19 protein-coding genes and 1 tRNA gene are annotated in these 25327 nt (G+C 62.4%); 11 read left to right on the forward strand and 9 right to left on the reverse strand.

What is annotated here, in order from left to right; all coding sequences use genetic code 11:
* Nucleotides 1–6 precede the first annotated feature (6 nt).
* The 5 genes from SHEL_RS13490 to SHEL_RS13510 are packed head-to-tail and all read left to right on the forward strand — an operon-like array spanning nucleotide 7 to nucleotide 4412.
* A complete protein-coding gene (locus tag SHEL_RS13490; RefSeq protein WP_012799834.1) occupies nucleotides 7–741 on the forward strand; it encodes a TorD/DmsD family molecular chaperone in 735 nt (244 codons plus the stop codon).
* Nucleotides 738–1358, forward strand: coding sequence for a 4Fe-4S dicluster domain-containing protein (locus tag SHEL_RS13495; protein ID WP_012799835.1), 621 nt, complete (start codon nucleotides 738–740; stop codon nucleotides 1356–1358). The genes SHEL_RS13490 and SHEL_RS13495 overlap by 4 nt, the downstream gene beginning before the upstream one ends.
* Before the next feature lie 5 nt (nucleotides 1359–1363).
* Complete coding sequence (locus tag SHEL_RS13500; protein WP_012799836.1) at nucleotides 1364–2275, forward strand: 4Fe-4S binding protein; 912 nt, start codon at nucleotides 1364–1366, stop codon at nucleotides 2273–2275.
* Nucleotides 2276–2284: 9 nt separating this feature from the next.
* The gene (locus SHEL_RS13505; protein ID WP_012799837.1) at nucleotides 2285–3529 is read left to right on the forward strand and encodes a 4Fe-4S binding protein; all 1245 of its coding nucleotides are present in this window, start codon (nucleotides 2285–2287) and stop codon (nucleotides 3527–3529) included.
* 22 nt (nucleotides 3530–3551) lie between these two features.
* Entirely contained in the window at nucleotides 3552–4412 is an 861-nt protein-coding gene (locus SHEL_RS13510; protein ID WP_012799838.1) for a hypothetical protein, read from the forward strand.
* Between the two features lie 98 nt (nucleotides 4413–4510).
* Here the strand turns inward: SHEL_RS13510 and galE are convergent, their stop codons facing one another.
* Nucleotides 4511–5578: a UDP-glucose 4-epimerase GalE gene (gene galE, locus SHEL_RS13515; RefSeq protein WP_012799839.1), complete on the reverse strand. Its 1068-nt coding sequence runs from the start codon at nucleotides 5576–5578 to the stop codon at nucleotides 4511–4513.
* A 217-nt stretch (nucleotides 5579–5795) separates the two neighbouring features.
* Here galE and SHEL_RS13520 point away from each other — a divergent pair, with 217 nt between their 5' ends.
* A complete protein-coding gene (locus SHEL_RS13520; protein ID WP_012799840.1) occupies nucleotides 5796–7025 on the forward strand; it encodes a deoxyguanosinetriphosphate triphosphohydrolase family protein in 1230 nt (409 codons plus the stop codon).
* Nucleotides 7026–7304: 279 nt separating this feature from the next.
* Here SHEL_RS13520 and SHEL_RS13525 read toward each other — a convergent pair whose 3' ends face one another.
* From SHEL_RS13525 to purE, 5 genes are all read right to left on the reverse strand, one after another.
* Nucleotides 7305–8174, reverse strand: coding sequence for a DMT family transporter (locus SHEL_RS13525; RefSeq protein ID WP_012799841.1), 870 nt, complete (start codon nucleotides 8172–8174; stop codon nucleotides 7305–7307).
* A 145-nt stretch (nucleotides 8175–8319) separates the two neighbouring features.
* Nucleotides 8320–9558 carry a phenylacetate--CoA ligase family protein gene (locus SHEL_RS13530; protein ID WP_012799842.1) on the reverse strand — a complete coding sequence of 413 codons (1239 nt, stop codon included), beginning with the start codon at nucleotides 9556–9558 and terminating at the stop codon, nucleotides 8320–8322.
* A 359-nt stretch (nucleotides 9559–9917) separates the two neighbouring features.
* Nucleotides 9918–10514 (reverse strand): indolepyruvate oxidoreductase subunit beta, encoded by a 597-nt coding sequence (locus SHEL_RS13535; RefSeq protein ID WP_012799843.1) that lies wholly within the window; start codon nucleotides 10512–10514, stop codon nucleotides 9918–9920.
* A 3-nt stretch (nucleotides 10515–10517) separates the two neighbouring features.
* A complete protein-coding gene (locus SHEL_RS13540; protein WP_012799844.1) occupies nucleotides 10518–12431 on the reverse strand; it encodes a thiamine pyrophosphate-dependent enzyme in 1914 nt (637 codons plus the stop codon).
* 599 nt (nucleotides 12432–13030) lie between these two features.
* Entirely contained in the window at nucleotides 13031–13495 is a 465-nt protein-coding gene (gene purE / locus SHEL_RS13545; protein WP_012799845.1) for a 5-(carboxyamino)imidazole ribonucleotide mutase, read from the reverse strand.
* 284 nt (nucleotides 13496–13779) lie between these two features.
* Between purE and SHEL_RS13550 the strand changes: the two genes are divergently transcribed.
* Entirely contained in the window at nucleotides 13780–14886 is a 1107-nt protein-coding gene (locus SHEL_RS13550; protein ID WP_012799846.1) for an IS110 family RNA-guided transposase, read from the forward strand.
* 587 nt (nucleotides 14887–15473) lie between these two features.
* Here SHEL_RS13550 and SHEL_RS13555 read toward each other — a convergent pair.
* Nucleotides 15474–17483, reverse strand: coding sequence for a DUF2207 domain-containing protein (locus SHEL_RS13555; protein WP_012799847.1), 2010 nt, complete (start codon nucleotides 17481–17483; stop codon nucleotides 15474–15476).
* 58 nt (nucleotides 17484–17541) lie between these two features.
* Between SHEL_RS13555 and SHEL_RS13560 the strand changes: the two genes are divergently transcribed.
* Nucleotides 17542–17632 (forward strand) — tRNA-Ser (locus tag SHEL_RS13560).
* Between the two features lie 346 nt (nucleotides 17633–17978).
* Here SHEL_RS13560 and SHEL_RS13565 read toward each other — a convergent pair.
* The gene (locus tag SHEL_RS13565; RefSeq protein WP_012799846.1) at nucleotides 17979–19085 is read right to left on the reverse strand and encodes an IS110 family RNA-guided transposase; all 1107 of its coding nucleotides are present in this window, start codon (nucleotides 19083–19085) and stop codon (nucleotides 17979–17981) included.
* 181 nt (nucleotides 19086–19266) lie between these two features.
* Entirely contained in the window at nucleotides 19267–20742 is a 1476-nt protein-coding gene (locus tag SHEL_RS13570) for a PucR family transcriptional regulator (protein ID WP_083762389.1), read from the reverse strand.
* Nucleotides 20743–20874: 132 nt separating this feature from the next.
* Between SHEL_RS13570 and SHEL_RS13575 the strand changes: the two genes are divergently transcribed.
* The 3 genes from SHEL_RS13575 to SHEL_RS13585 all read left to right on the forward strand — a co-directional run bounded on the left by SHEL_RS13575 (nucleotide 20875) and on the right by SHEL_RS13585 (nucleotide 25212).
* Nucleotides 20875–23664, forward strand: coding sequence for a molybdopterin-dependent oxidoreductase (locus SHEL_RS13575; protein WP_012799849.1), 2790 nt, complete (start codon nucleotides 20875–20877; stop codon nucleotides 23662–23664).
* A gap of 12 nt (nucleotides 23665–23676) precedes the next feature.
* A complete protein-coding gene (locus SHEL_RS13580) occupies nucleotides 23677–24255 on the forward strand; it encodes a 4Fe-4S dicluster domain-containing protein (protein ID WP_012799850.1) in 579 nt (192 codons plus the stop codon).
* A gap of 144 nt (nucleotides 24256–24399) precedes the next feature.
* A complete protein-coding gene (locus SHEL_RS13585) occupies nucleotides 24400–25212 on the forward strand; it encodes a TorD/DmsD family molecular chaperone (protein ID WP_012799851.1) in 813 nt (270 codons plus the stop codon).
* The last annotated feature ends 115 nt before the right edge of the window (nucleotides 25213–25327 follow it).

A 25327-nucleotide genomic window follows, 5' to 3' on the forward strand; every position in this document is an offset into this window, starting at 1 on the left:
AACACCATGACCGCATCGTCCGAACTCGCCCAGATTCTGCAGGGCCGCATGGCCACCTACCAATTCCTCTCCCGCATGTTCCGCGTAGAGGTGGACGACAAGCTGTACCATATCCTTCTGAGCATGCGTTTTCCCGCCCATACCGGCAACGACAAGGTAGACGAGGGCTATAGGCTCATCGCTTCGTACCTGAGCAGCACCGCCGACAACGTGCTGCTGGACCTGGCCCGCGACTATGTACGCACCTTCATCGGATCAGGCAACAGCGGATTCTCCGCAGCCTATCCGTACGAGTCGGTGTACACCAGCCCGAAGCGCCTGATGATGCAGGACGCCCGTGACGAGGTGCTGATTCTGTACCGCGCCGCCGGTCTGGGCAAGAAGGAAAGCTGGAAAGAAGGCGAAGATCACATCGCCCTGGAGCTCGAATTCGAGCAGATTCTGGCCCAGCGTTCCCTGGAGGCTCTCGAGGCCGGCGACACGGACGCTTGCCTGAAGCTTCTGCTGCAGCAGCGCAATTTCTTGACCGACCACCTGACCAATTGGTTCCCCATGATGGCCGAAGACATCGCGAAGTTCTCCCAGACCGACCTGTACCGCGGCTTGGGCAAGCTGACCAGCGGCTGGCTGGAGAACGACCTGGAGTTCCTCGAGTCCATTCTCGAAGAGAACGGCATGCTTGAAGATGCACCCGAACGCATTACGGCGCAACTTCCCGCCATCGAGGAGGTCGGTGCATGATGGCTGCCGGCCCGAGCATCTCACGCCGCACCTTCGCCATCGGCGCTTTGGGCACGTGTGCGATGGTTGGCTTGGGCGGCGCCAAATACCTTCCCACCCAGCCCACGGTACGTCCTCCCGGAGGCCAGGACGAGGTATGGCTCACCAGCACCTGCATCCACTGCGAGAAGTGCCGCGAGGTCTGCCCTCAGGGGGCCATCTCCCCTGCCCATCTGGAACAGGGCATCCTGAGCATCCGCACCCCCCGCATGGATTTCAAGAAGGGCTGGTGCGACTTCTGCGAAGAGGAGCCCGGCGGTCCCCGCTGCATCGCGGTGTGCCCCACTCACGCGCTGCAGAACGTGGATCCCGAAACCACCGTCATCGGCATCGCAGTCCTTAACCGCGACTGGTGCCTGGCCGCCCGCGGCATGGGCTGCCACGAGTGCGTCGACGCCTGCGAGTACGAAGCTCTCGAGCTTGGCTACGACCATGTTCCCGTAGTTGACAACGACGCCTGCAACGGATGCGGCGCATGCGAGCTGGCCTGCATCTCATTGTCTTCCGGTTCCATCACCGCCGGCGCCACCGACCGCGCCATCATCGTCGTACCAGAAGAGCTGATCGAGGAGGGATAACCGTTATGAATAAACGCAATACCGCTCGCATCAGGCTCTTCATCATGTTGGCCTTTGTGGCTGTCGCCGCCGTCGGATATTTCGTCAAGGGCGGCATCGGCAACTCCTGCGGCATAGGATTCGACGACATCACTCTGATCTGCCCCTTGGGCGCCATCCTTGTCATGATTTCCGAACGCACCGCCATTCCTCTAGCTGTCATGAGCGTCATGGCGGTCCTCATCATGTGCATCGTCTTAGGCAAGGTCTTCTGCTCGTGGCTATGCCCCGTGCACTTCATGACCGAGCGACGAATGCTCAGCAGAAAGGCGAAAAAAGCTGCCAAGGAGGCCCGGCAAGCCGCAAGGGATACGGGCAATTCCGGCATCGACACGTCGCAGGTCAAGGCCTGCGGCAAGTCTTCTGGCGTGAAATTCGATTCGCGCCATGCTGTGCTGGCGGCCGCCGTCGTCTCCACCCTCATCTTCGGGTTCCCCGTGTTCTGCCTGGTGTGCCCCGTAGGCATCACCTTCGCTTTGGTGCTGCTGATCATGCGCCTGTTCGTGTTCGGCGAGACCACCTGGACCATCATCTTGATGCTTGCCGTGCTGGCGATCGAAGTGGTAGTGCTGCCGAATTGGTGCCGTAACCTATGCCCCTTGGGCGCGTTGCACGGCCTGTTCAGCGGTTTGAACAAGACCTTCAGGCCCGTTATCGATTCCGAAACCTGCATCCAGGAAGGCCGCGGTGGCCACTGCAACCTGTGCGTGGATGCCTGTCACGAGAACATCAACCTGCATGACATCAGCCGGGGCGAAACCACCCTGGCCGACTGCAGCAAATGCAGGGCGTGCGCCGACGCCTGCCCGGTTTCGGCCATCACCTTCCCATTCCTGACCAAAGACGCATCCATCGAGCCTGAAAAGCACGACGCCTAGGAGGTACCCATGTCGCTGGTCGAAAATATGATTACCATGCTTTCGGGCATGGACGAAGCTGCCATCGAAGTGCACACCGAGCGCTGCGTGACCGTGCGCAACCGCCATGCCGCCTGCCTGCGTTGCGTGGAGGCATGCACGTCGGGCGCCATCATCTACGAGGACGGCGAGCTGCAGGTGCACCCTAAGAAGTGCATCGGATGCGGCACCTGCGCCACCGCCTGCCCCACCAGCGCCATCGAAGTCCGCAGCATCACCGACGATGACCTGACCGGCATGCTGAAGCGCTCGATCAAGGCCACGAAGGGGCATCCGGTATTCGCGTGCGAAACGGCGCTTGCCGCTCTTCAGACCGCCGGCAAAAGCCCTCTGCATCGCCATGACACGCTTCTGTCCTACAACCCCGACCGCATCGCCGCCGTACCCTGCCTGGGCCGTATCGACGAATCCATCCTGGTGGGCGCTGCGGCATACCGCAGCTTCGACGTGACGTTGGTTTGCGGTTCCTGCGAGAACTGCATCCATGCAACGGGCGGCGCCCTGTGCCGCAAGGTGGCAGAAAGCGCCCGCGGGCTGCTGCAGGCCTTTGGCAGCACCATGTCCGTAACCGTCACCGACGAGCTGCCCGGTCACGTAGCCCTCGGAAAACCTCAACCCGCCTCGTCTTTCAATACCGACGACCTGGGTGCCAGCCGCCGCGATTTCTTCCGCGAGGGCAAGGACGCCGCAGGCAAGGCCACCATTGCCGTCGCAACGGACAAGGCGGCATCGGTGCTGGGCGAAAACGCTGTCGCGCAGCTGAGGAAGGTCGACAAGAAGACCGGCACCCTCGATCAGGCAATCCCCACCCGCAGAACCCGCCTGTACAACTATCTGAAGCACGTGGGCGAGCCCGTTACCGATACGGTGTCGTCGCGGGTCATCGGCGCAGCCGTCATCGACACCGACGCGTGCACCTCCTGTCGCATGTGCACCGTGTTCTGTCCCACAGGAGCCTTATTCCGCGTAGATGAGGACGACACCTGGGGCGTTGCCCACCGGGCCAGCGCCTGCGTGCAGTGCCGCCTGTGCGAGAACCTCTGCCCGCAACACGCCATCCATGTGAAATCGGACGTTCCCGCACGCCAGTTCATGGGCAAGCAAGTTGTCCTGTATGATATGGAGAAGCCGACGTGGGAGCCGAACAAGCCGGATTCCATGTACAACAAGTTCCACTCCATCATCGGCGAAGACCTGGAAATGTGCATGTTCTAGACCCAGAAAGGAGGCGGGCTATATGATCAGGTATGAACTGCCGGATTTCACGGCGAACCTTGGCTTGAACCTATTTTTTGCGCGCCTCTTCATGGAGCGCCCCGACTGGATGCAGGACGATGTGTGCATCGATACGATGTACGGGTCCTTCCCCAATTGCATCCTGAACGGAGGGCGCACCTACCTGCGTGAACGTTATACAGAGCAGCAGATTGACCGGACCTTCGCCATTCTGGACGAATACGGCATCCGACCGCGGCTCACCTTCACCAACATGCTGGTGGACGAGGAATCGCTGGCCGACGGTTACGCGAACCTTATCCTGCGCAAAGCCTCTCAGCACGGCGGTCAGGTTATCGTCTATTCCGACCTGGTCGCCGATTACGTGCGCGAGCGTTTCGACATGCCCGTGATCCTGTCCACGACCCGGGAGATTCTGGACATCGACGAGCTCAACCAGGCCCTGGACCATTACGACTGGGTGGTGCTGAACTACAACCTGAACAAGCGAGACGACGTGCTTTCCCAGGTCAAACACCCCGAAAAGCTGGAGGTCATGGTCAACGAGTTCTGCATGCCCAACTGCCCGCATCGCCAGGACCACTACCTGCACAACAGCCGCGGTCAGCTTACCGGCGACCTTACGCCGTACCCCTGCGTTGCGAACAAGCCGGATTTCTTCCAACATCCCGAGGGGCATCCCACCATGTTCACCGATACCGAGGTGCGCGCCTATGGCGAGGATTACGGCATCGAGTATTTCAAGATCGTCGGACGCGGCACCGTATTCGACACGCTGCTGGAGTCCTTCTCCTATTACCTGGTGAAACCCGAGTACCGCCCGATTGTGAAACGCGAAGTCCAGCGCCTGCGCCAGAGATGACAGGCTCGGCTCATTCCATACGATAGCGCATAACGAAAGCCCCGCAGGTTGCGGGGCTTCTCCATTCTGCGTTGGTGTTTCCCGACCGGCGGCACCGCTTAGTCTTTGTAGCCGTTGGGGTTGGAGGACTGCCAGCGCCAGGAGTCTTCGCACATGCGGTCCAGGTCGTACTGGGTCTCCCAGCCGAACAGCTCCTTGGCCTTGGAGGCGTCCGCGTAGGTTTCCGCCAAATCGCCGTCGCGGCGGGGCTTGATGACGTAGGGCAGGTCGCGGCCGCACGCGCGGCTGAAGGAGCGAATCACGTCCAGCACGCTGGAGCCCTTGCCCGAGCCCAGGTTCACGATCTCGGTGCCGCTGCGGCCCTCCATCCACTTCAGGGCAGCAATGTGGCCTCGGGCCAGGTCAACCACGTGGATGTAGTCGCGCACGCCGGTTCCGTCCGGGGTGTCGTAGTCGTTGCCGAACACGCCCACCGCTTCAAGCTTGCCCACGGCCACCTGCGCCACGTAGGGCACCAGGTTGTTCGGAATGCCTTTGGGGTCCTCGCCGATGAGGCCCGACGGATGCGCTCCGATGGGGTTGAAGTAGCGCAGCAGCACGACGTTCCATTCCGGGTCGGCTGCGGACAGGTCGGTCAGGACTTGTTCGATCATCCACTTGGTCCAACCGTAGGGGTTGGTGGCAGGATGCTTCTGCATGGTTTCCACGTAGGGCACGGGGTTGCCTTCGCCGTACACGGTTGCGCTGCTGGAGAACACGATGTTCTTGCAGCCGTGCTCGCGCATGACGTCGCACAGGACGAACGTGCCGGTCAGGTTGTTGTGGTAGTACTCCAGCGGCTTGCGGACGCTTTCGCCCACGGCCTTGAGCCCCGCGAAATGGATGACCGCGTGGATGTCATGGGTGTCGAACACCGCCGAAAGGCTTTCCTTGTCCAGGATGTCTGCCTGGATGAATTCAACGTGCTCGGAGGCGCCAGCGGGAGCCTCACCTGCGGTTTCGGCATCGCGCACAATCTGGCGCACGCGTTCGACGGCTTTGACGTGGGAGTTGGACAAATCGTCGACAATCACTACGTCGTAGCCGGTCTGCAGCAGCTCCACGCAGGTGTGGCTGCCGATGAATCCGGCTCCGCCGGTGACAAGAATGGTCTGTTCGAATGCCATGGGAATGCCTTTCGTTCAAAAGCGAGCAGGCCAGAAGCCGCCGCAAGGCATCAGTATAGCCATTTCGGGCGGATTCGGTGCGGGCGCGTGCACGAACTGGCGAAGTGTACGCAACCTGCTGGGTTTCTCGGTTTCGTGCACGCGGCAGTCGTCCGCACGCCGCGGCGAGTTTGCGGTACACTGTGCCGTGAGAAACACGCGACTTCAGGAGCACATTATGCCGTACGTAAATTTCAGCAAGGACTTTCAGGAACAATTCGAACACGACCGGGCCGAAGGGATCGTCAACCCGTGGCGCTGCCCCGACGAGGCCGTGGTGCGCCGCAACCCGAAACGGGACATGTCGCCCAGGCTGCACCGCCCGCCTTTCCAGCGTGACATCGACAAGATCCTCAACGTGGCGCCGTACAACCGCTACGCCGGAAAAACCCAGGTGTTCAGCTTCATCCGCAACGACGACATCAGCCGCCGCGGGCTGCACGTGCAGCTGGTCGCCCGCACAGCGCGCAGCATCGGCCGCATGCTCGGGCTGAACGACAACCTGATCGAAGCCATCGCGCTGGGCCATGACCTGGGGCACACGCCCTTCGGCCACGCCGGCGAGCACATTCTGAACGACCTGTACCACGAGGCCACGGGGCGTTACTTCAACCACAATGTGCACAGCGTGCGCGTGCTTGACCGTTTGTACGCCCGCAACCTGAGCCTGCAGGCGCTGGACGGCATCATCTGCCACAACGGCGAAAGCAGTCAGAAGGAGTTCTGGCGGGGCGAAATCCACGACTTCGACGCCTTCGACCGAATGGTGGAGGAATGCTACGTGAACGAAACCACCATCGGGCGGCTGCGCCCGTCCACGTTGGAGGGTTGCGTGGTGCGCATTTCGGACATGATCGCGTACGTGGGCAAGGACCGTCAGGATGCCATCAACACAGGTTCTATCAGCGACGATTCGATTTTCTCCGGCGGCGTGCTGGGCGTGCAGAACGCGCAGATCATCAACAACCTGACGGTGGACATCGTCGAGCACAGCTACATGAAGGACCACATCGAGATGAGCGAGGACGCCTTCCGGAGCTTGAAGACCGCGAAGGCCGAGAACTACGAGCGCATTTACCTGGCCGACGGCCAGGGCGACGTCTACGACGAGCAGATTCGCCCCATGTTCGGCGAGCTGTTCGCCCAGATCGTGCGGGACATCGAAGCCAACAACCAGCAGTCGCCGGTGTTCCAGCATTTCATCCTGCCCACCGAGCGGCAGCGCTCGTTCTACGAGGCCGAAGACCCCTACCGCGCGTCGGACGCTCCCACCATTGCCACGGACTATCTGGCCTCCATGACCGATGAGTATTTCCTGTCGGCGCATCGGTTCATGTGCCCCGACAGCCCCCACGACGTGCAGTTCCGCGACTACTTTGACGGCATGCCCTACGCCCCCGTGCAGTAAACGCGGGGGACATTGGGGAGCATCGTAGCCCTTTGTCCCGCCGCGAATCTATCCCAGGGACATCGGGGACGTAGCCCTTTGTCCCGCCGCGGACAACGGGGACGGAGCCTTTCGTCCCGCCGGGGCGGACAACGGGAGCCCTTCGTCCCGTCGCGAACGGGAATAAGGAACGATGGGGCCCTTGTCCCGCCGCAGACCTGTCCCTACTGACACAAAGTTGAGTCAAACGGAAACGTCCCTACTGACACACTGACACATGGGACTGGCCCCTATGTCCCACTAATTGGTGCGGTCGGAAAGGGACGTGATCAGAAGGGCTGCAACCACCAGGCAACCGCCGACAATGACGTTGATCGTGAGGGGTTCGGACAAAAACAGGACCGAGCACACCACGGCGGCCACGGGCTCCAGCGTCGAGATGATGGCGGCGTCGGAGGGCCCCACCTTCTCAAGGCCGGTCAAAAACGCCCAGAAAGCGAACGCCGTGGAGAACAGGCCGATGACCGCGATGGCGAACAGGCCCGTCGCAGTTGTAGGCGGCTCGAAGCCGACGATCAGGTTCATGATGCCGAACACGATGACGGAACCTAAAATGATGAACGCAGTCGACTGGATGCCCTTGCCCTCTTCCACCACGCGCGAGTTGATCAGGATGTAAATGGTATACGACGCCGCCGAAGCCAGCGCGAACGCCGCACCGATGATGCTGCCGTCCAGCTGCCCCAGCGAAACCACGCAGGCACCCGCCAGCGCGAACACCAGCGCCACCGCCTTCGGCAACGTAATCTTCTCTTTGAACACGAGTACCGACCCAAGCACCACGAGCGCCGGATAGGTGTACAGCAGAAGAGCCGCAACGCTGGCCGTCGTGTACTCCAGCGCTGCAAAATAGAAGAACGACTGGGCCACATAGCCTATGCCGCCCAACAGGAGAAACGTGATTATTTCCCGCCGCGAGGGCATGGGCAGCTTCAGGATGAACATCAGCGGGAAAATGCATACCGCCCCGAACACGAACCGCAGGAACAACGTGGTATACACGCTGGCGCCGGCCGCGTAGGCCATTTTGATGAAGACGGGCATGACGCCGAAAGCGAACGCCGATCCGGCAACAAGAAGCAAGCCTACGGCACGGGACGAATGGTTCATTGGCATATCTCTAAACTACGCGTGGTCGAACAATGCAAAGCAAAAGCGGGGACAAGGAGCATTCCTTGTCCCCGCGAGGGCACACTATACTACATCGTACGCATATGGGACAGACGGGGCTTGCTTTTTTCACCCTGCCGTTCCGCTAGTCGTAACGCTCGTCGAACACGCGCTTGGTCTTCTTCTCGCTGCGAGGCAGAAGGCCCAGCTCGACGATCTTGACCAGCGGCGTGAAGCCGATCTTCGCCTTGACGCTGCTTGCCACGCGCTTACGCAGGTCTTCCCAGTCCACGCTGCCGTTGGTCTCGACGTAGATGCGCATGGTGTCGCGGCCGTCCAGGTGCGACAGGCGAATCTGGTACTCGCTGGACAGCTCGGGGAAGGTGGCCAGAATCTCTTCGATCTGCGCCGGGAACACGTTGACGCCGTGAATCTTCATCATGTCGTCGGAACGGCCCGTAATGGTGTCGATGCGCGGATGCTCGTTGTGGCCGCAGGCGCACTCGCCGGGGATGATGCGCGACAGGTCGTGGGTGCGGAAGCGGATCAGCGGCGCGCCCTCTTTCTGCAGCGTGGTCAGGACGATTTCGCCCCACTCGCCATCGGGCAGGACCTTTCCGGTATCGGGGTCGATGATCTCCAGATACACGTAGTCGCTCCACACGTGCATGCCGTGGCTGTGCTGGCAGCTGATGCCGATGCCGGGGCCGTACACCTCGGTCAGGCCGTAGATGTCGTAGTACTCCACACCCAGCGCCTCGATGATACGGTTGCGAATCTTCTCGCCGGCGCGCTCGGAACCGGTGATGAGCTTCTTGAGCTTGATCTTATCCTGGATGCCGCGCTTCTCGATTTCCTCGGCGAGCAGCAGGGCGTAGCTGGCGGTGGCGGTCAGCACCGTGGTTTCCATATCCATCATGAACTGAATCTGCTTCTCGGTGTTGCCCGGACCCATGGGCACGGCCATCGCGCCCAGAAGCTCGGCACCCGCCTGGAAGCCGATGCCTGCGGTCCACAGACCGTAACCTGGCGTAATCTGCACGCGGTCGGCGGGCGTGACGCCTGCGTATTCGTAGCAGCGGGCGAACTGGACAGCCCAATCCTCGACGTCCTTCTTGGTGTAGGGCACGATGACCGGCGTGCCCGTGGTGCCCGAAGAGCTGTGGATACGCACGATCTTCTCCATGGGAACGGCGGTCAGTCCCAGCGGATAGGCCTCACGCAAGTCGCCCTTGTCCGTAAACGGCAGGGTTTCGAATTCCTCTTGCGTTTTGATGGCGGCCAAATCGATGCCGTCGAACTTCTTAGCGTAGAACGGCGAACGATCTTTCAGCGTTTTGAACTGCTCGGTAATCATCTCGAGCTGCTCGGGCATGATATTCATGATGTCTCCTGTCGTGGATGAGGTCATCGGCGCCGATGGCGATGTGCCATTCGTGTTGCCGTGCGCCGATTAGCGAATACGAATCGTAGGCGCTTCAAGCTTGCATGCAGAGCAAGGCTTGAAGCTAATGCCATCGACCCGCCGAAACCACGGCTGGCATATGATTCGGTATGTTCGTATAGAAACGCATGCCGCTATTGTACGCTAAAGCACCTGTCTCGGACCGAGAATTTCAATCATGCACACAAAGGCTTGCGCCCGTCCCGCACCGAACACCGAAAAGCGGCGGTCCGCATGGGGAATCCGCCGCTTGAAGGTTCGATGTCCGTTGCCCGGCTGCGTCGCCGCCGGGCCGGAGGCTAGTTGCCGGCCAGCCGCTTCGTCACCAGGTCGATGGCCTGCATGTTCATGTCCACGAACCGCGGCTTCACGCACTCGGACACGGCGGTTTTGTACTCGTCCGGCGAAAGGTCCAGCACGCCTTGGGCCATGGCCACCGTGAGCAGCACGATGTTCAGGGTTTTCGGGTTGCCGATTTCCGCCAGCAGCGGCACCTCGTCCACCACAACGGTGCGACCTTCACGCTGCTGCAGCGCCTGGATGACCGGCTCGGAGGCGTACACCGTATTAGACAGCGACGCGGTGACCGGCTGGATGGCACGGCTCGCCGTGATGAGCACTCCGTCGCGCCTGAGCAGGGGCAGCGTGCGGGCCGCTTCGCCTGGCTCGAAGGCAATCAGCATGTCGGCCTGGCCAGTCGGGACCAGCGGGGCGTTCACCACCTCGCCGCAATCCCCCATGCGCACGTGGCTGACCACCGAACCGCCGCGCTGGGCCATACCGATGGTTTCGGCGGTACGCACGTTCCATCCGCGGTTCTGCGCGGCCTGGGCCAGGATTTTCGCCGCAAGGACGGTGCCCTGTCCGCCGATGCCGGTAAGGACAACGTTCTTCATGGGTTAGCCCTCCTTCACAATCGCGTCGAACGGGCAGACCTGCATGCACAGGCCGCAGCCGTTGCACAACGACCTGTCGACGACGGCCTTTTCGCCGTCGAAGCCGATGGCCGGGCAGCCGATCTGCGTGATGCAGCGCTTGCAGCCGATGCAGGCATCCGTAATGGCAGCCGGCGCTGCGGGCTTGATCAGGTTGACGCAGGGCGCCCGGAAGATGACTGCGCTGGGACCTTCGAACTCGATAGCCTCGCGAGCTGCGGCGATGCTTTCGTCCAGATGGTGCGGGTTGGCGAAGGTGATGCACTTCACGCCCAGCGCCCGCAGCACGTCCTCGATCACCAGAGGCTCGGAGGCCGTGCCCATGAGCGTGTTGCCCGTGCCCGGGTGGGGCTGGCCGCCGGTCATGGCCGTGATGCGGTTGTCCAGCACGCACACCGTGATGTCGTGGTTGTTGTAGACCGCATTGGCCACACCCGTCATGCCGCTGGCGAAAAACGTGGAGTCGCCCACGAATGCAAGCTGCTTGACCTCGGGGTTCGCCACGGATAAACCCTGGGCCATGGTGATGCCGGCACCCATGCACAGGCAGGTGTCCACCGCGTCCAGGGGCTTGGCGTTGCCCAGCGTATAGCAGCCGATGTCGCCCGAGAAGGTGGCCTTGACGCGCATCTTGCGCACGGCCTGCTTGCATGCGTAGAACGCGCCGCGATGGGGGCACCCCGCGCACAGCACGGGCGGACGGACGGGCAGCTCGCAGTCGGCTGCGTCGCCCTCGTCGGCAAGGGTTGGGGGCACGTCGGCTTCCAGACCGAAGCATTCAACCAGCAGCTGATAGCTGCTTTCGACGGTGTTTTCGCCCGCCACCTGGCCGAACCCCGAATTGCGACCCACGACGCGCACCGTCGGGAAACCCGCCATGGCACGCATGCCCTGCAGCTTGACGAACTCGTCTTCCAGCACGTGGTCCAGCTCTTCGAACACGACGATGCGGTCCAAACCCTCGCAGAATTCGTGGGCCCGCTGCTCCGGGAAGGGATACGGGGTTCCCACCTGCATGAGCCTATAGGCGGGCAGCTCGGCGCGCTGCGCCAGGATGCTCAGGGCCTCGCGCACGTACGCCGTCGACACACCGCCGCACACGATGCCCAAGCGGGGCGCTTCGCCCACCGTCTCGACGGGGTTGAACCGCGACAGGTCCACCGGCTCCTCATCGGTTTGGGACAATGGGGGCTGCCCCTTTTGTCCCACGCCCGAGAACTCGGCGGCGGTGCGGCGCAGGCGCTGGTCAATGTCGAGATGCGCGCGGTAGGATCGGCGCGGGAAGATGACGAAGCGGCTGTCGTCCTTGGTGAACCCCTTGGCCTGAACGCCCTGGGTGGACGGCTCCACCTCGACGAAGGTGGACGAATGGCACACGCGGGTGGTAGACCTGAAGATGACCGGCATCTGGTAGCGTTCGGACAGCGCGAAAGCCTCGCCCATCATGTCCATACCCTGTTCGATGTTGCAAGGATCGAAGACCGGCACCTTGGCGAAGGACGCGAAACGCCTGGTGTCTTGCTCAGTCTGGCTGGAAATGGGACCCGGGTCGTCGGCCACGTACAGCACGCAGCCGCCTTCGACGCCGACGTAGTTCAGGCTCATGAGCGGGTCGGACGCCACGTTCAGACCCACCTGCTTGCAGGTGAACAGGGTCCGCGCGCCGGAATAGGCGGCGCCGGCCAGCACCTCCAGAGCGGCCTTCTCGTTGGTGGACCATTCCACATGCACGCCCGTTGCCGAGCCGTCGGCCACGCGCTTGGCCACGGTCTCGATGACCTCGCTGGACGGCGTGCCGGGGTAGCCGGCGATCACCGATGCGCCGGCCTCGAGCGCCGCGCAGGCAAAGGCTTCGTTTCCCATCAGGAGTTTCTTCATGGATATCCCCCTGTACATACAGTTATCGTAGGAGCATTGTACCCATACTTGCCGCGCACGAACGTCGCAAGGCGTCAATCGGCATGTTTTTCACGTGCCGACAGGGCAGGCCGCCCGAAGGGTTGCCTACGAAACGCGTCTGAACCTCACCCGTGCAACGAAAACCTCAAGTGCTCCGCGGTTTCGATTTTCGTTGCACAGCCAGTCCATACGCGGCAAGATGCCCATTTGCGCCGGCCTGGCGGCTGCTGCCGAGCCGCCTCCGCAGCAGACATGCCGGCATGCTGTTGGCGAAATCGCCGTTTTTTGCATCAGACTGGAAATTGTGCATTCCCGTTGGGTGAAAGTGGCTCGCAGCGGGTTTCGCGACCTGGGCAAACGCCGTTCCCAATATCTGAAAACGCGCAGCACCCGCAAAACCGAACGCACAACTTGGGATCTCGTGCAGCAAACGGCGATTCAGCCAACAAAAAAGACGACCCCGAAGGGCCGTCCGAAACGACTGCACTACAATGCCTTGGTCTCCGGCCGGCAAGCCTGGAGACCCGACGCGCCGCCCGAGCCGGCCACGTTGGCCGAATCCGGCGGACCATCTGGGCTTACTGGGCCATATCGGCCTTCAGGTCCTTGATCTTCTGGCGCATGGCCTCGTCGCCGGTGCCCAGCATCTGAACAGCCAGGATGGCGGCGTTCTTGGCGCCGTTGATGGCCACCGTGGCCACGGGCACGCCGGAGGGCATCTGCACCATGGACAGCAGCGAGTCAAGTCCGCCCAGGTCAGAGGTCTTCATCGGCACGGCGATCACCGGCAGCGGGGTGTAGGCCGCAACCACGCCGCCCAGATGGGCCGCCTTGCCGGCAGCCGCGATGATCACGCGCAGGCCGCGCTCCTCGGCGGTGGATGCCCACTCGTGGACCTCCAGCGGCTTGCGGTGGGCGCTGGCCACCTTGAGCTCGTAGGGAATGCCCATGTCCTCGAGCTGCTTGGTGCAGCCTTCCATGGTGGGCAGGTCGGAGGTGCTGCCCATGATGATGCCGACGATCGGCGTTGCGGTTTCGGTCATAACGTCCCCTTTCGCAAGCGGCCGGCGCACGCCGCGCCGCGGAACTGACAGGTATGCGCCCAAGTATAAGGCCCTCTGCACCCGATTCGGCCCAACCGTCAGAATTCAAGCGAAATCACCAGGTTGGCGAAGCATGCAAGAGGTCCGGAAAGACGATATGAGCAGAGCATTAGGTGAGCCCCTTCTGCATGTCGCCTTTGGTGTTCGTGGGTCAGGGCCGATAATGGTCTCATCGTAGAAACCGGCGACCGGCCAGGTTGCCACAGACATGGAAGGGGCCCACCATGGCACATGTTACCTCCATCGGACTAGACGTGCACGCCAGATCGATCAAGGCGTGCGCCTTCAACCCGTTCACAGGGGAGGTCGCGCGGCGCTCTTTCGCGTACGCCCCCTCGGAGGTGGCCGCATGGATCGCCTCCTTCGAGGCCCCCAAGGCGGTCTACGAGTCCGGCGTGACCGGGTTCCACCTGCAGCGGGAGCTCGAGGCGCTCGGCGTCGACTGCGTGATCGGCGCCGTGTCCAAGATGGACAAGCCGGCGGCCGACAGGCGCAAGAAGACCGACAGGCGCGACGCCGCCTTCCTCGCGAGGCAGCTCGCGCTCGGCACCGTGACGGAGGTGCACGTCCCCGACCCCGAGTGCGAGGCCTGCCGCGACATCTCCCGCGCCCTGGAGGACGCGCGCGAGGACGTCGTCGCGTGCAAGCAGCGCCTCTCGAAGATGCTCCTGCGCTACGGCTACGTCTACGACGAGGTCAACGAGAGGGGGCAGCGGAAGAAGGCGTGGACGAAGGCGCACTGGGCCTGGATCGAGTCGATAAGGCTGGCGGAGCCGGCCGCGCAGGAGGCCCTCGACTACTACGTCGACCGCTGCAGGCGGGCCATCGACGAGAAGCGCGCGCTGGCGGCGAAGGTCGCGGCACACGCGTCCGGGCCGCGGTGGAAGCCCGAGGTCGACGCGCTCAGGCTGTTCAAGGGCGTCGAGGTCGTGACGGCCTTCGCCTTCGCGTGCGAGGTCGACGGCTTCTCGAGGTTCCGCAGCGCGTCGGCTTTCGCGTCGTGGCTGGGCCTCGTCCCCTCGGAGGCGTCCAGCGCCGACGCCAGGCGCCAGGGCGGGATAACGAAGTCCGGCAACAGGCACCTGCGGAGGCTGCTCGTCGAGGCGGCCTGGCACTACGCGAGCGCGACGAGGAGCCCGAAGAGGCCCGCGGCCGGCTGCGAGGTCCCTCCCGAGGTTGCCAGGCATGCGGCGAAGGGGGTGCGCAGGCTCGTGGACAGGCGCGCCGCGCTGTCCGCAGCGGGAAAGAAGCCGGTCGTCGCGAACTGCGCGACGGCGCGCGAGCTCGCGTGCTGGATCTGGGCCGTGGGCTGCATGGTGGAGGCCGAGTAGCGCGACCCGTCTGAGACAATGGCGTCCGACCCCGTTCCGCCCGCGCTCGGAGCCGTTGGCCCCACCCACGTATTTTTTTCGCGCAGCGCGAACGCGCCACGCGCGCCCAAAGACCGATGACGAGGGGCCAGCCGTAGCAACGAGATGCACCGGCGCACGCCGCGCCACGGGCGAATATTAAACCGCAAAACGAGCGTCCGAAGGACACGCGATCCTGGCGGGCGGGCTACGGGTGAAGATACAGGGCCAGGCCGGCAGTAGGCTGGTCTGGCCCATTTTGCCCTCTTGACAATGCTCTGCTCATATTAAACAAAAATGGCGGGCCGACTGAAGCACGTTAAGGGGGAAGAAACGTGTCTTCTGTGTCGCCCGCCTTCGGATAGGTGAGGAAGTTGCCAGCGTTTGTTAGCTGGTGGAAACTTTATACAGCACCTCAGGAGTTAATGCAAGGAAACTTTTCCCAAACGGCGTTTGCCGACGGTTTCTCCACAAGTCGGCCCGATGGCACAACGAAGCGTCGGCCGTTGGCGACGGCAGTCGGCTCGCCGTTGGCACCGGGCGTTCGCGCCATCCATCAGCACCGGCCGTTAGCGTGCGCCGCCACCGCCGCCGCCGAAGCCTCCGCCTCCGCCGCCGGAGAATCCGCCGCCACCGCCGCCGCCGCTAGACATGACGTCGCCGATGAAGTTGCCGGTCTCCGCCGCCGCGATGGTCGCCTTGGCTGTGCGCACCGTGTTGGAATACATGGTCGAGAACATGTCGAGGGGGCTGACCGGCGCCGCGTTCGGACCCACGACGTAGCCGTTGCGATACCCCATCCATGTGGACGTGCTCACGAAACCGGCGTCGGAAACCACGTTCGGCAGGCTTACCTGAAGCTGCTCCATGGCGCGCTTCGCCACCCCGAAAACGTAGGCGTACACCATGAAGGCGCCCCACACCTTGACGTCGGTGGGAAGCCGCTCGTTGAGCAGGCTGAAGTCCTTCAGCCAGTTGCGCAGGCCCTCGCATCGGCCGTAGATCTCCGCCGCGACCCAAGAGCGGCGCGGCATGAAGAAGCTGATCACGAGCAGGACCACCGCCGCGATGGACAGGGCGATCAGCTCGATGAGCTCCATGAACATAATCGAGCAGAACACGCCGATGATGACGCACAAAGCCGCAAAGATACGCATGGTGTAGCAGTACAGCTCCCCGTTGTCCTCGAAGTAGCCGCGCTGGTCGGTCTGGGACGTGACGATTTCCTGCCACCGATCCATCATCCTGACGAGGGATTCGGGGTGCTGTTTGCCGTACACCTCGATGTTGCCGAACCAGATGGCGTCGGCCCCGCGTCCGACCTTGTCGAACAGGATGCGCATGGCCTCCTTGTCGATGGGGCTGTTGTTCACCTTGTCCTGCCACCCGTCGAGCCGCGTGATGTAGTAATCGCTGACGGTCTTACGTTTGCGCTGGTAGGTGCCGGGGTCGATGCGGATGGCGCCGATGTTGCACAGGTGCATGAGCGTGGCCACGAAGTCGTTGTTGTCCTCTCGGTTCCACGACCACAGGCGGCTGATGACCGCAGGGTGCACGCCGGGGGCCGGCAGGTCGCGCCAGTATTTGTCCTTGGGCAGCCTGTATTCCCGCCCATGCCGGAAGAACATGACGATCGACCAGATGATCAAGCCGATGGAAGCGAGTATGCCCATGGCCATGTGCGACACGGCCATGATGCGCTGCGTGTTGGCCTTGTCGGCCCACTCCTGCTCTTCGGCCAGGATCTCGTCCATCTTCTCGGTGCCGCTCTGGTCGTTGTAGGCGCCCGGCGCGACGCCCGACAGCCACTCGGTGGGAATGGTCGCGCGCACCTCGGCGAACTCGCCCGACGGAACAACGGGGACATCGGCCGTGACCAGGCCCGTCTGGTCCACATGGACCGTCGCATCCAAAGGCCCGTGGCCCCAGACACGCACGTTCTCGCCGGCCGTGACGGTTTCGCCGTCGGGCACCGGCAGCTGCAGGTTCAGCGTGACGTCGTAGGAGTCTATGGCCCAGTCGCCGCCGACGAACTGCCAGTACACCTCACCCGTGTCGGCATACAGCGTGGCCATGTTCTCGGCGTGCCATTCCAGCGTAATGGTGTAGGTGCCATCCGCCATGGGGCAGAACACGTACACGGTGTTCTGCTCGGCGTCCCAGGTCCAGGCGGGTTCGTCGGAGGCGCCGTACTCGCGCCAATACTCCTGGAAGGGCACTTCGTCCAGGTCCAGGGACTCCCCCGTAGCATCGTTGGTGACCACGGCGTTGTCGATCACAATCTGCGCGTCGTAGCCGAGCTGCTCGAACACCCACCAGATCGCCGTGAAGCTTCCGTCGAAATCGAAGGTGCGGTTCTCCTGGACGGTCAAGGTACCGTCGTCGGACACGTCGGCGTTCATGACGGTTTGCGGGCAGGTGTATTCCTTGGCGTACGCTTCGGCCGGGCGCATGAACATGAACAGAGCAAGCACCGCCGCCATGACGACGGCAAGCACCAAGAGGGATTTCGAGAAGACCTGCAGCCTGCCCAGGCTCCTGCCCTTTGGAAGGTGTGTGTATGAGGTGTTTCTCCGCATAGTGAATCCTTGCATTCGTCGCGTTGCAACGGTATCATTCATAACCGCATCTTTTTATGGAGAGCTGACCGAGAGGCCGAAGGTGCTCGCCTGCTAAGCGAGTATACCCCAAAAGGGTATCTGGGGTTCGAATCCCCAGCTCTCCGCCAGATATTCCAGCAGGTTCGGTAACGGACCTGCTCTTTTTTAATATGAGCAGAGCATTGTCAAGAGGGCAAAATGGGCCAGACCAGCCTACTGCCGGCCTGGCCCTGTATCTTCACCCGTAGCCCGCCCGCCAGGATCGCGTGTCCTTCGGACGCTCGTTTTGCGGTTTAATATTCGCCCGTGGCGCGGCGTGCGCCGGTGCATCTCGTTGCTACGGCTGGCCCCTCGTCATCGGTCTTTGGGCGCGCGTGGCGCGTTCGCGCTGCGCGAAAAAAATACGTGGGTGGGGCCAACGGCTCCGAGCGCGGGCGGAACGGGGTCGGACGCCATTGTCTCAGACGGGTCGCGCTACTCGGCCTCCACCATGCAGCCCACGGCCCAGATCCAGCACGCGAGCTCGCGCGCCGTCGCGCAGTTCGCGACGACCGGCTTCTTTCCCGCTGCGGACAGCGCGGCGCGCCTGTCCACGAGCCTGCGCACCCCCTTCGCCGCATGCCTGGCAACCTCGGGAGGGACCTCGCAGCCGGCCGCGGGCCTCTTCGGGCTCCTCGTCGCGCTCGCGTAGTGCCAGGCCGCCTCGACGAGCAGCCTCCGCAGGTGCCTGTTGCCGGACTTCGTTATCCCGCCCTGGCGCCTGGCGTCGGCGCTGGACGCCTCCGAGGGGACGAGGCCCAGCCACGACGCGAAAGCCGACGCGCTGCGGAACCTCGAGAAGCCGTCGACCTCGCACGCGAAGGCGAAGGCCGTCACGACCTCGACGCCCTTGAACAGCCTGAGCGCGTCGACCTCGGGCTTCCACCGCGGCCCGGACGCGTGTGCCGCGACCTTCGCCGCCAGCGCGCGCTTCTCGTCGATGGCCCGCCTGCAGCGGTCGACGTAGTAGTCGAGGGCCTCCTGCGCGGCCGGCTCCGCCAGCCTTATCGACTCGATCCAGGCCCAGTGCGCCTTCGTCCACGCCTTCTTCCGCTGCCCCCTCTCGTTGACCTCGTCGTAGACGTAGCCGTAGCGCAGGAGCATCTTCGAGAGGCGCTGCTTGCACGCGACGACGTCCTCGCGCGCGTCCTCCAGGGCGCGGGAGATGTCGCGGCAGGCCTCGCACTCGGGGTCGGGGACGTGCACCTCCGTCACGGTGCCGAGCGCGAGCTGCCTCGCGAGGAAGGCGGCGTCGCGCCTGTCGGTCTTCTTGCGCCTGTCGGCCGCCGGCTTGTCCATCTTGGACACGGCGCCGATCACGCAGTCGACGCCGAGCGCCTCGAGCTCCCGCTGCAGGTGGAACCCGGTCACGCCGGACTCGTAGACCGCCTTGGGGGCCTCGAAGGAGGCGATCCATGCGGCCACCTCCGAGGGGGCGTACGCGAAAGAGCGCCGCGCGACCTCCCCTGTGAACGGGTTGAAGGCGCACGCCTTGATCGATCTGGCGTGCACGTCTAGTCCGATGGAGGTAACATGTGCCATGGTGGGCCCCTTCCATGTCTGTGGCAACCTGGCCGGTCGCCGGTTTCTACGATGAGACCATTATCGGCCCTGACCCACGAACACCAAAGGCGACATGCAGAAGGGGCTCACCTAATGCTCTGCTCATATCGTCTTTGCCGGAATTCGTGCCCGCGTCGCTTCGCCGAGCCCCCTCGACCCGCTACTCGCCCATCGCCAGCCGACACGACAGCAGGAGCAGCAAAACGACATCCTTCCCCTGAACAGGGACGGAAAGGTCGATTCCATACTCATCGCGGAAGCGCTTCAAGCGATACGAAATGGTGTTGCGATGCACATGCAGGGCCTCCGCCGTAGCGCCCAAACTGAATCCGGTCTCGATGTAGGCGCACAGCGTTTCGACGTTATCGGTCCCCGCGGCTTCGTCATCCGCCCGCATGCGGGCAATCCGCCCATCCACGATCAGCGATTTGTTCTCGTCAAGGTCGCACAGCTCGTTCAGATAGGCGAATCGGCATTCCTCAAAGCACACCGCCCCGCCTTTCTTGCTTTTCGAGATGCGGGCCGCGAATTCCGCGTGTTCATACCCTTCATGCAACAGGCCGACGCCCTGCATGATCTCACTGGCACCAATATAGATAGGCATTTTGAGCTGCGTAAGGAAATCGGCAACCGAATCAAGAGCCTTCTCCCGGCCGATGAAACGCCCATTGACCACGGCGACCACCATTTCGCCCATCTGCTGGCTGACGGAATACGGCAGCAGAAGCCTCAGCATGCGAACGACATGATCCACGGAAAGCTTGTCGCCGGTTTTCTCTTCAGGCAGGCACACCGCAATAACGTAGGTGCCGTCGTCTTTGGCCCAATGCAATGCCGAAAACCAACTTGACGTAAGGTCTCCCTTGACGCCGCGCCCCTCCAGACGACTGATGAGGAATCCGCTCTCCTCGAAGGAATAGGGCGATGCCGAAGCTATGTCTGCAGCCGCCTCCAGCGCAACCATTTCCCCGTCGGTAATGGGCTTATAGACCTCGAAAATCTCGATATAGCCCATGAACTCGCCTTTGAACAGCACATTGACCGCCGCTGTAGGCTGATCTCCCGAGCTGTCGGAGATCCTCTTCGCGCCCACGCGGGTGAACACGTCCTCGTTGTTCTCGCGTTTCCAGTCGGGAACGGTATGGAGTACAAACTCCTTGTTCGCCTTTTCGGCCCCGAACATCTGCAGCGCGATGTCTTTGGGAATGATCGATTGCGCCACAGGCAGCAACGACGCATCGTAGGCCACCACGGGATTGCCGACGAATTCCGACAGGGCCTGGCAGAAGCCCTGCAGGTCTTTATTGCGGTAATACGCTTCTCTCATGGCGTCGCAGCATGATTGAAATTCGTTTGTGTATTTTGATAGGGCGTTGACCAGCTGCGCCGCATTCGCCCCCATGACAGCAGCAGTTCCGTTTGTGCTTTTATCACTACGACTCCATAGCAGCTGGGATTGTGTATAGGGGCCTTCAGCCAGGTCGTTGTGCACAATATATAAAATACCTGGCTCAATAGATTGCGTTGTAAACAATTCTACTCGCTTGAAAACAATCGGGTCTTTTGCGTTGTCTTCAGATATCAGCAGGTCAAATTCGGATAATGCATCTCTAAGCTGAGAAATAGTGAGATTCATACATTTCCTCTCTAACGTGCATTTTGCATAATTATACGACAGTCTCTTTTCGATTAGGCACAATGACACCGACTATTTCCCTCTTTAAACTGAACCCACCGTTTGAAACAAAGATATATAGAAGGGGGAACTATGGGGATTATCGACCATCCTATGGATCGTAGGAAGTTCTTGCGCGCTGGCGCCATCGCAGGCGTTGCGGCAGCCGGACTGGCCGGCTGCACGCCCGAAGCAGGAACGCCCGACGGCGGATCGACCGACTCAAAATCAAGCGCAAACGGCGACGTCCAAGCGACCGTCTGCGAAAACGACCAGGCCATCATCGACGGCCTCGGCGAATGGAAGTGCGGCCTGTGCTGGGCCAACTCCAGCTGCGGCGGCTACTGCGTCAACTACCGCTACGTCGTCGACGGCGTCGTTGTCCGCAGCGGCACCGACAACGGCCATGAGGACACCGAGGAAACGCCCCAGTGGCGCGCATGCCCCCGCGGACGCTCCAAGAGCCAGAACGTATACGGCGCAGAGCGCCTTCGTTATCCCCTGAAGCGCAAGAACTGGCAGCCCGGCGGCGTGGATTACCACCCCGAACTGCGCGGTAAGGACGAATGGGAGCGCATCACCTGGGAAGAGGCCATCGAACTGGCCGGCGGCGAAATCAAGCGCATCTACGACAACTTCGGCCCCGAATCCGTCCTTCTGACCAGCTACTACGTCGTGCCCAGTCTGTTCGGCAAACTGGGCGGCTACTGGAGCTGGGAAGACACCGTTTCCTACGGCTCCTACACCGCAACCTGCGAGACGCTGGGACTCGGCTACTACGGCGAACCCGGTCTGCCCGCCATGAACGACCGCCTCGACCTCAAGAACGCCGAGTACATCGTCATGGCCAGCGGCAACCCCGCCTGGGCAGCCACCGGCAATCCTCTGTACTACCTGCAGCTGGCCCGCGACAACGGCACCCAGTTCGCCTACATCGGCCCCTCCTACAACGTAAGCGCTTCCGCCCTGGACGCCAAGTGGATTCCCGTGCGCAACGGCACCGACACGGCGTTGTGGCTGGCCGTCGCCTACGAAATGATCCGCATGGACGAAGAGACCGGCGACATCATCGACTGGGACTTCCTGAATACATACACCCTGGGCTTCGACATGAACCACATGCCCGAAGACGCCAAGCTCGAGGAATGCTTCAAGGACTACATCCTGGGCGAATACGACGACCTGCCGAAGACCCCCGAATGGGCCACCGAGATCTGCGGCACGCCCGTCGAGGACATCACCTGGCTCGCCGACGTCATGAGCAAGAAGTACAAGACCATGCTGCTGCACTCCTTCGCCGCATTCCGCACCACCGGTTCTGAGAACCTTTCCCAGGCCATGATGACCGTCGCCCTGATGGGCGGCCATGCGGGCAAGTCCGGCCACTGCTTCGGCCCCGGCCTGTACGCCCAGTTCGCAGCCAACGGCGGCGAGCACCTGGTTCGCTTCGGCAAGTACGACTACATCTGGAGCGACGACCCCTTCTCCGCTTCCGCCCTCATCCCCGGCATCAAGGGCTGGACTGCTGTCGCCGACGGCCACTTCACGTCGTACAGCAACTCCAACCTTGCAGGCACCACCAGCGATTTCCATGCGGCCGAAGAGCACGACCTTGACATCCGCCTGTGGTATAGCTGCGCCAACAACTCGCTGCACACCAAGGGCAACGGACAGCTCGAGGGCGTCCGTGCGGTCCGCGAAGGCAACATTGAATGCATCATCGCCCAGGATCTTCTGGTCACCGACACCGTGATGTTCTCCGACATCATCCTGCCGGCAACCACGCCCTGGGAAGGCAACCTGGATCCGGCGGAAGGCGACGTCATGTGGGTGGGCAACACCACCGCCATCGACGGCGACCTCAACGGCGACCACAACAAGGAGATCTTCCCCGCCATCCATCCCATCATCAAGCCCCTCTTCGACACCAAGAGCGACGGCTGGATCTGGCGCAAGCTGACCGAGGCCGTGGGCGTTGCCGTCGAGGACATCTTCCCCGTCAGCGAGGTCCAGTTCTGGTTCGACCTGACCGCCGACGCCACCTTCTGCAACGAGAACGGCGAATGGCAGCACATCTTCAACGTGACCCAGGAGACCATCGACAAATACGGCGTCGATTACCAGGTCCAGACCGACGGCGTCATGGATCTGGAAGAGTTCTTCAAGCAGGGCTATTTCAGCGTCGACCGCAAGCTTGAAAACGACCCGCACCTGTTCATCAAGTTCAAGGACTTCATCGACGACCCCGAGGCCAACCCCCTGACCACCGCCACCGGCAAGTTCGAGATCTATTCCCAGTCCAAGGCGGACGGCTACAACACCACCGGCCTTTCGGAAGAGCCCATCAAGCCCTATGCGAACTACTTCACCCCCAACAACGGCTACGTCGCCTCCTTCAAGAATTGGGAGACCAAGGAGCCGGGCGACTATCCCTTCGTGCTGAGCCAGCCCCACTACCTGCGTCGCGCCCACACCCAGAACGACGGTTCCACCTGGCTGCGCGAGGCCCTGCAGAACCCCTTCTTCGTCAGCCGCCCCGACGCGGACGCCAAGGGCATCAAGACCGGCGACACCGTCCGTGTGTGGAACGAATACGGCCAGATCCTGCGTCAGGCATCCGTCTTGAGCTCGCTGGTCCCCGGATGCGTGGCACTGCCCCATGGCGCCCACTTCGACCTGGACGAGAGCGACCCCGACAACCCCATCGACCTCGGCGGATCCGAGGCCATGCTGCTCGGCCCGAAGGTGAGCAACTACCACTACGCCCTGTCCGGCTACAACAGCACGCTGGTGAACTTCGAGAAGTACGATGGCGATCCCATCCCCCACGATGGCGAGCGCATGGTTGCCCACATCGATTTCGATCAGTTCGACGCCGAGTAAGGAGAAGCAGCAATGACCTACGGTTTTTATTTCAACATGCAGCGCTGCATCGGATGCGGCGCCTGCCAGATCGCCTGCAAAGACAAGTTTGATTTCCAGGAATGCGGTCCCCGTCCGCGTCGTGTAGACACGTACGAAACCGGCGACTTCCCCAACTGCAGCATTTTCACCATGTCCATCGGCTGCAACCACTGCGACAACCCCGCATGCACCGCCGTGTGCCCGACCGGCGCCATGTTCAAGAACGACGAGGGCCTGGTCCTGCACGACGACAACGTGTGCATCGGATGCCAGTCCTGCGTCAACGCATGCCCCTACAGCGCCCCGCAGTACATCGAGTCGAAGAACATCGTCCAGAAATGCGACACCTGCCACGCCCTGCGCGAGATCGGCGAGCTTCCGATCTGCGTGGCCGCCTGTTCCCAGCGCGCGCTGGACTTCGGCGACGTCGACGAGCTACGCGCCAAGTACGGCGACGACCTGGTCAGCGAGTGCGTGGCCATCGAAAGCGCCAGCACCACCAACCCGAACCTGCTGATCCTGCCTCGCGAGGCAAGCCTGTCCGGAGAATGCTTCCCGGTCATCCTCTAGCCTACCTCGGCCGTCGCGCCTGAGACGCGACGGCAACCCATCCCTCCCCCTCCGGGCTGAAGGAGGCGCTCCGAAAACCGCGCCTCCTTCAGCCGAATCGAGCATCGGCAAGCCCCGCCCGACCGACGACGAATCGAGTACACCATGCAAGAAGAAATCCGCTCCATCGGCAGCCTCATCGTTTCCCGCGCCTGGCTGTATGAACTGTTCCGCAAAGCCATAGGCGGCCAGCCCACCGAGGATATCGTTTCCTTCCTCACGTGCGCCACCACCGCCGACGTCTTAAGCGAGTACGCTGCGGACGACACCGAGGACTGTGCTGTTGTGCGGAATTTAGCTGAGATGTGCAGCAGGCAGGATGCGGTTACCCTTGAAGTCTGCGCCAGCGACTACAATTCCGTGGTCAATGCGCTTGGCAGCCGCAGCGTGCCTCTGTGGGAATCCTCCTGGATTGCACCGGACGGAGCCCTGTTCAGCGCGCGGACGCTCGCCGTTCGTCAGGCGTTTCGCAGCAAGGACCTGCAGGCGAAACGCTTCAACCGCGTTCCCGAAGACAGCCTGGCCATGATGCTCGAATTCGGAGCGAAGCTCGCAAAAGACGACTACCGCTCCTTCGTCAACGGCGACGCCGCAAAGCTTGCGTCGTGCCTGTCCGACGAGGCCGCGTTCATCAACGAGCACCTGCTGAACTGGCTGCCTCAAGCCGTAGCGAAGGCCCAGGAGAAGAACGGCGCCGAAAACCTGTACGTTGTCATGCTCAAGACCATCGAGGCGTTCCTCCGTCTGGATGCGGCATTCGCAGCCAACGCCGTCGCATGGCTGCAAGGCCAGCCGAGCTATGGCGCGGTGGAGGACGGTCCGGAACTCAGGGCGTTCGACGCCATCATGGTCGAGCTGAAGGAGCTCGAAACCATACAGCCACCGTTCATCGTCGATTCGGAGATCGTCTCGATCTAACCGAGGGAGCACATACCAACCTGCAACACGCAGGGCCGGAAAGCTTCTTCTCCGGCCCTGCGCGTTCCGCATGCCGGAACAAGGACGCCCTCCGCTTCAAACGGCATGCGCGCGG

The sequence above is a fragment of the Slackia heliotrinireducens DSM 20476 genome, assembly GCF_000023885.1.
Classification (GTDB): domain Bacteria; phylum Actinomycetota; class Coriobacteriia; order Coriobacteriales; family Eggerthellaceae; genus Slackia; species Slackia heliotrinireducens.

Coding starts and splice junctions, on each gene's coding strand:
- SHEL_RS13490 (WP_012799834.1), top strand. CDS start 7: ATGACCGCATCGTCCGAACTCGCCCAGATTCTGCAGGGCCGCATGGCC.
- SHEL_RS13495 (WP_012799835.1), top strand. CDS start 738: ATGATGGCTGCCGGCCCGAGCATCTCACGCCGCACCTTCGCCATCGGC.
- SHEL_RS13500 (WP_012799836.1), top strand. CDS start 1,364: ATGAATAAACGCAATACCGCTCGCATCAGGCTCTTCATCATGTTGGCC.
- SHEL_RS13505 (WP_012799837.1), top strand. CDS start 2,285: ATGTCGCTGGTCGAAAATATGATTACCATGCTTTCGGGCATGGACGAA.
- SHEL_RS13510 (WP_012799838.1), top strand. CDS start 3,552: ATGATCAGGTATGAACTGCCGGATTTCACGGCGAACCTTGGCTTGAAC.
- galE (WP_012799839.1), bottom strand. CDS start 5,578: ATGGCATTCGAACAGACCATTCTTGTCACCGGCGGAGCCGGATTCATC.
- SHEL_RS13520 (WP_012799840.1), top strand. CDS start 5,796: ATGCCGTACGTAAATTTCAGCAAGGACTTTCAGGAACAATTCGAACAC.
- SHEL_RS13525 (WP_012799841.1), bottom strand. CDS start 8,174: ATGAACCATTCGTCCCGTGCCGTAGGCTTGCTTCTTGTTGCCGGATCG.
- SHEL_RS13530 (WP_012799842.1), bottom strand. CDS start 9,558: ATGAATATCATGCCCGAGCAGCTCGAGATGATTACCGAGCAGTTCAAA.
- SHEL_RS13535 (WP_012799843.1), bottom strand. CDS start 10,514: ATGAAGAACGTTGTCCTTACCGGCATCGGCGGACAGGGCACCGTCCTT.
- SHEL_RS13540 (WP_012799844.1), bottom strand. CDS start 12,431: ATGAAGAAACTCCTGATGGGAAACGAAGCCTTTGCCTGCGCGGCGCTC.
- purE (WP_012799845.1), bottom strand. CDS start 13,495: ATGACCGAAACCGCAACGCCGATCGTCGGCATCATCATGGGCAGCACC.
- SHEL_RS13550 (WP_012799846.1), top strand. CDS start 13,780: ATGGCACATGTTACCTCCATCGGACTAGACGTGCACGCCAGATCGATC.
- SHEL_RS13555 (WP_012799847.1), bottom strand. CDS start 17,483: ATGCGGAGAAACACCTCATACACACACCTTCCAAAGGGCAGGAGCCTG.
- SHEL_RS13565 (WP_012799846.1), bottom strand. CDS start 19,085: ATGGCACATGTTACCTCCATCGGACTAGACGTGCACGCCAGATCGATC.
- SHEL_RS13570 (WP_083762389.1), bottom strand. CDS start 20,742: ATGAATCTCACTATTTCTCAGCTTAGAGATGCATTATCCGAATTTGAC.
- SHEL_RS13575 (WP_012799849.1), top strand. CDS start 20,875: ATGGGGATTATCGACCATCCTATGGATCGTAGGAAGTTCTTGCGCGCT.
- SHEL_RS13580 (WP_012799850.1), top strand. CDS start 23,677: ATGACCTACGGTTTTTATTTCAACATGCAGCGCTGCATCGGATGCGGC.
- SHEL_RS13585 (WP_012799851.1), top strand. CDS start 24,400: ATGCAAGAAGAAATCCGCTCCATCGGCAGCCTCATCGTTTCCCGCGCC.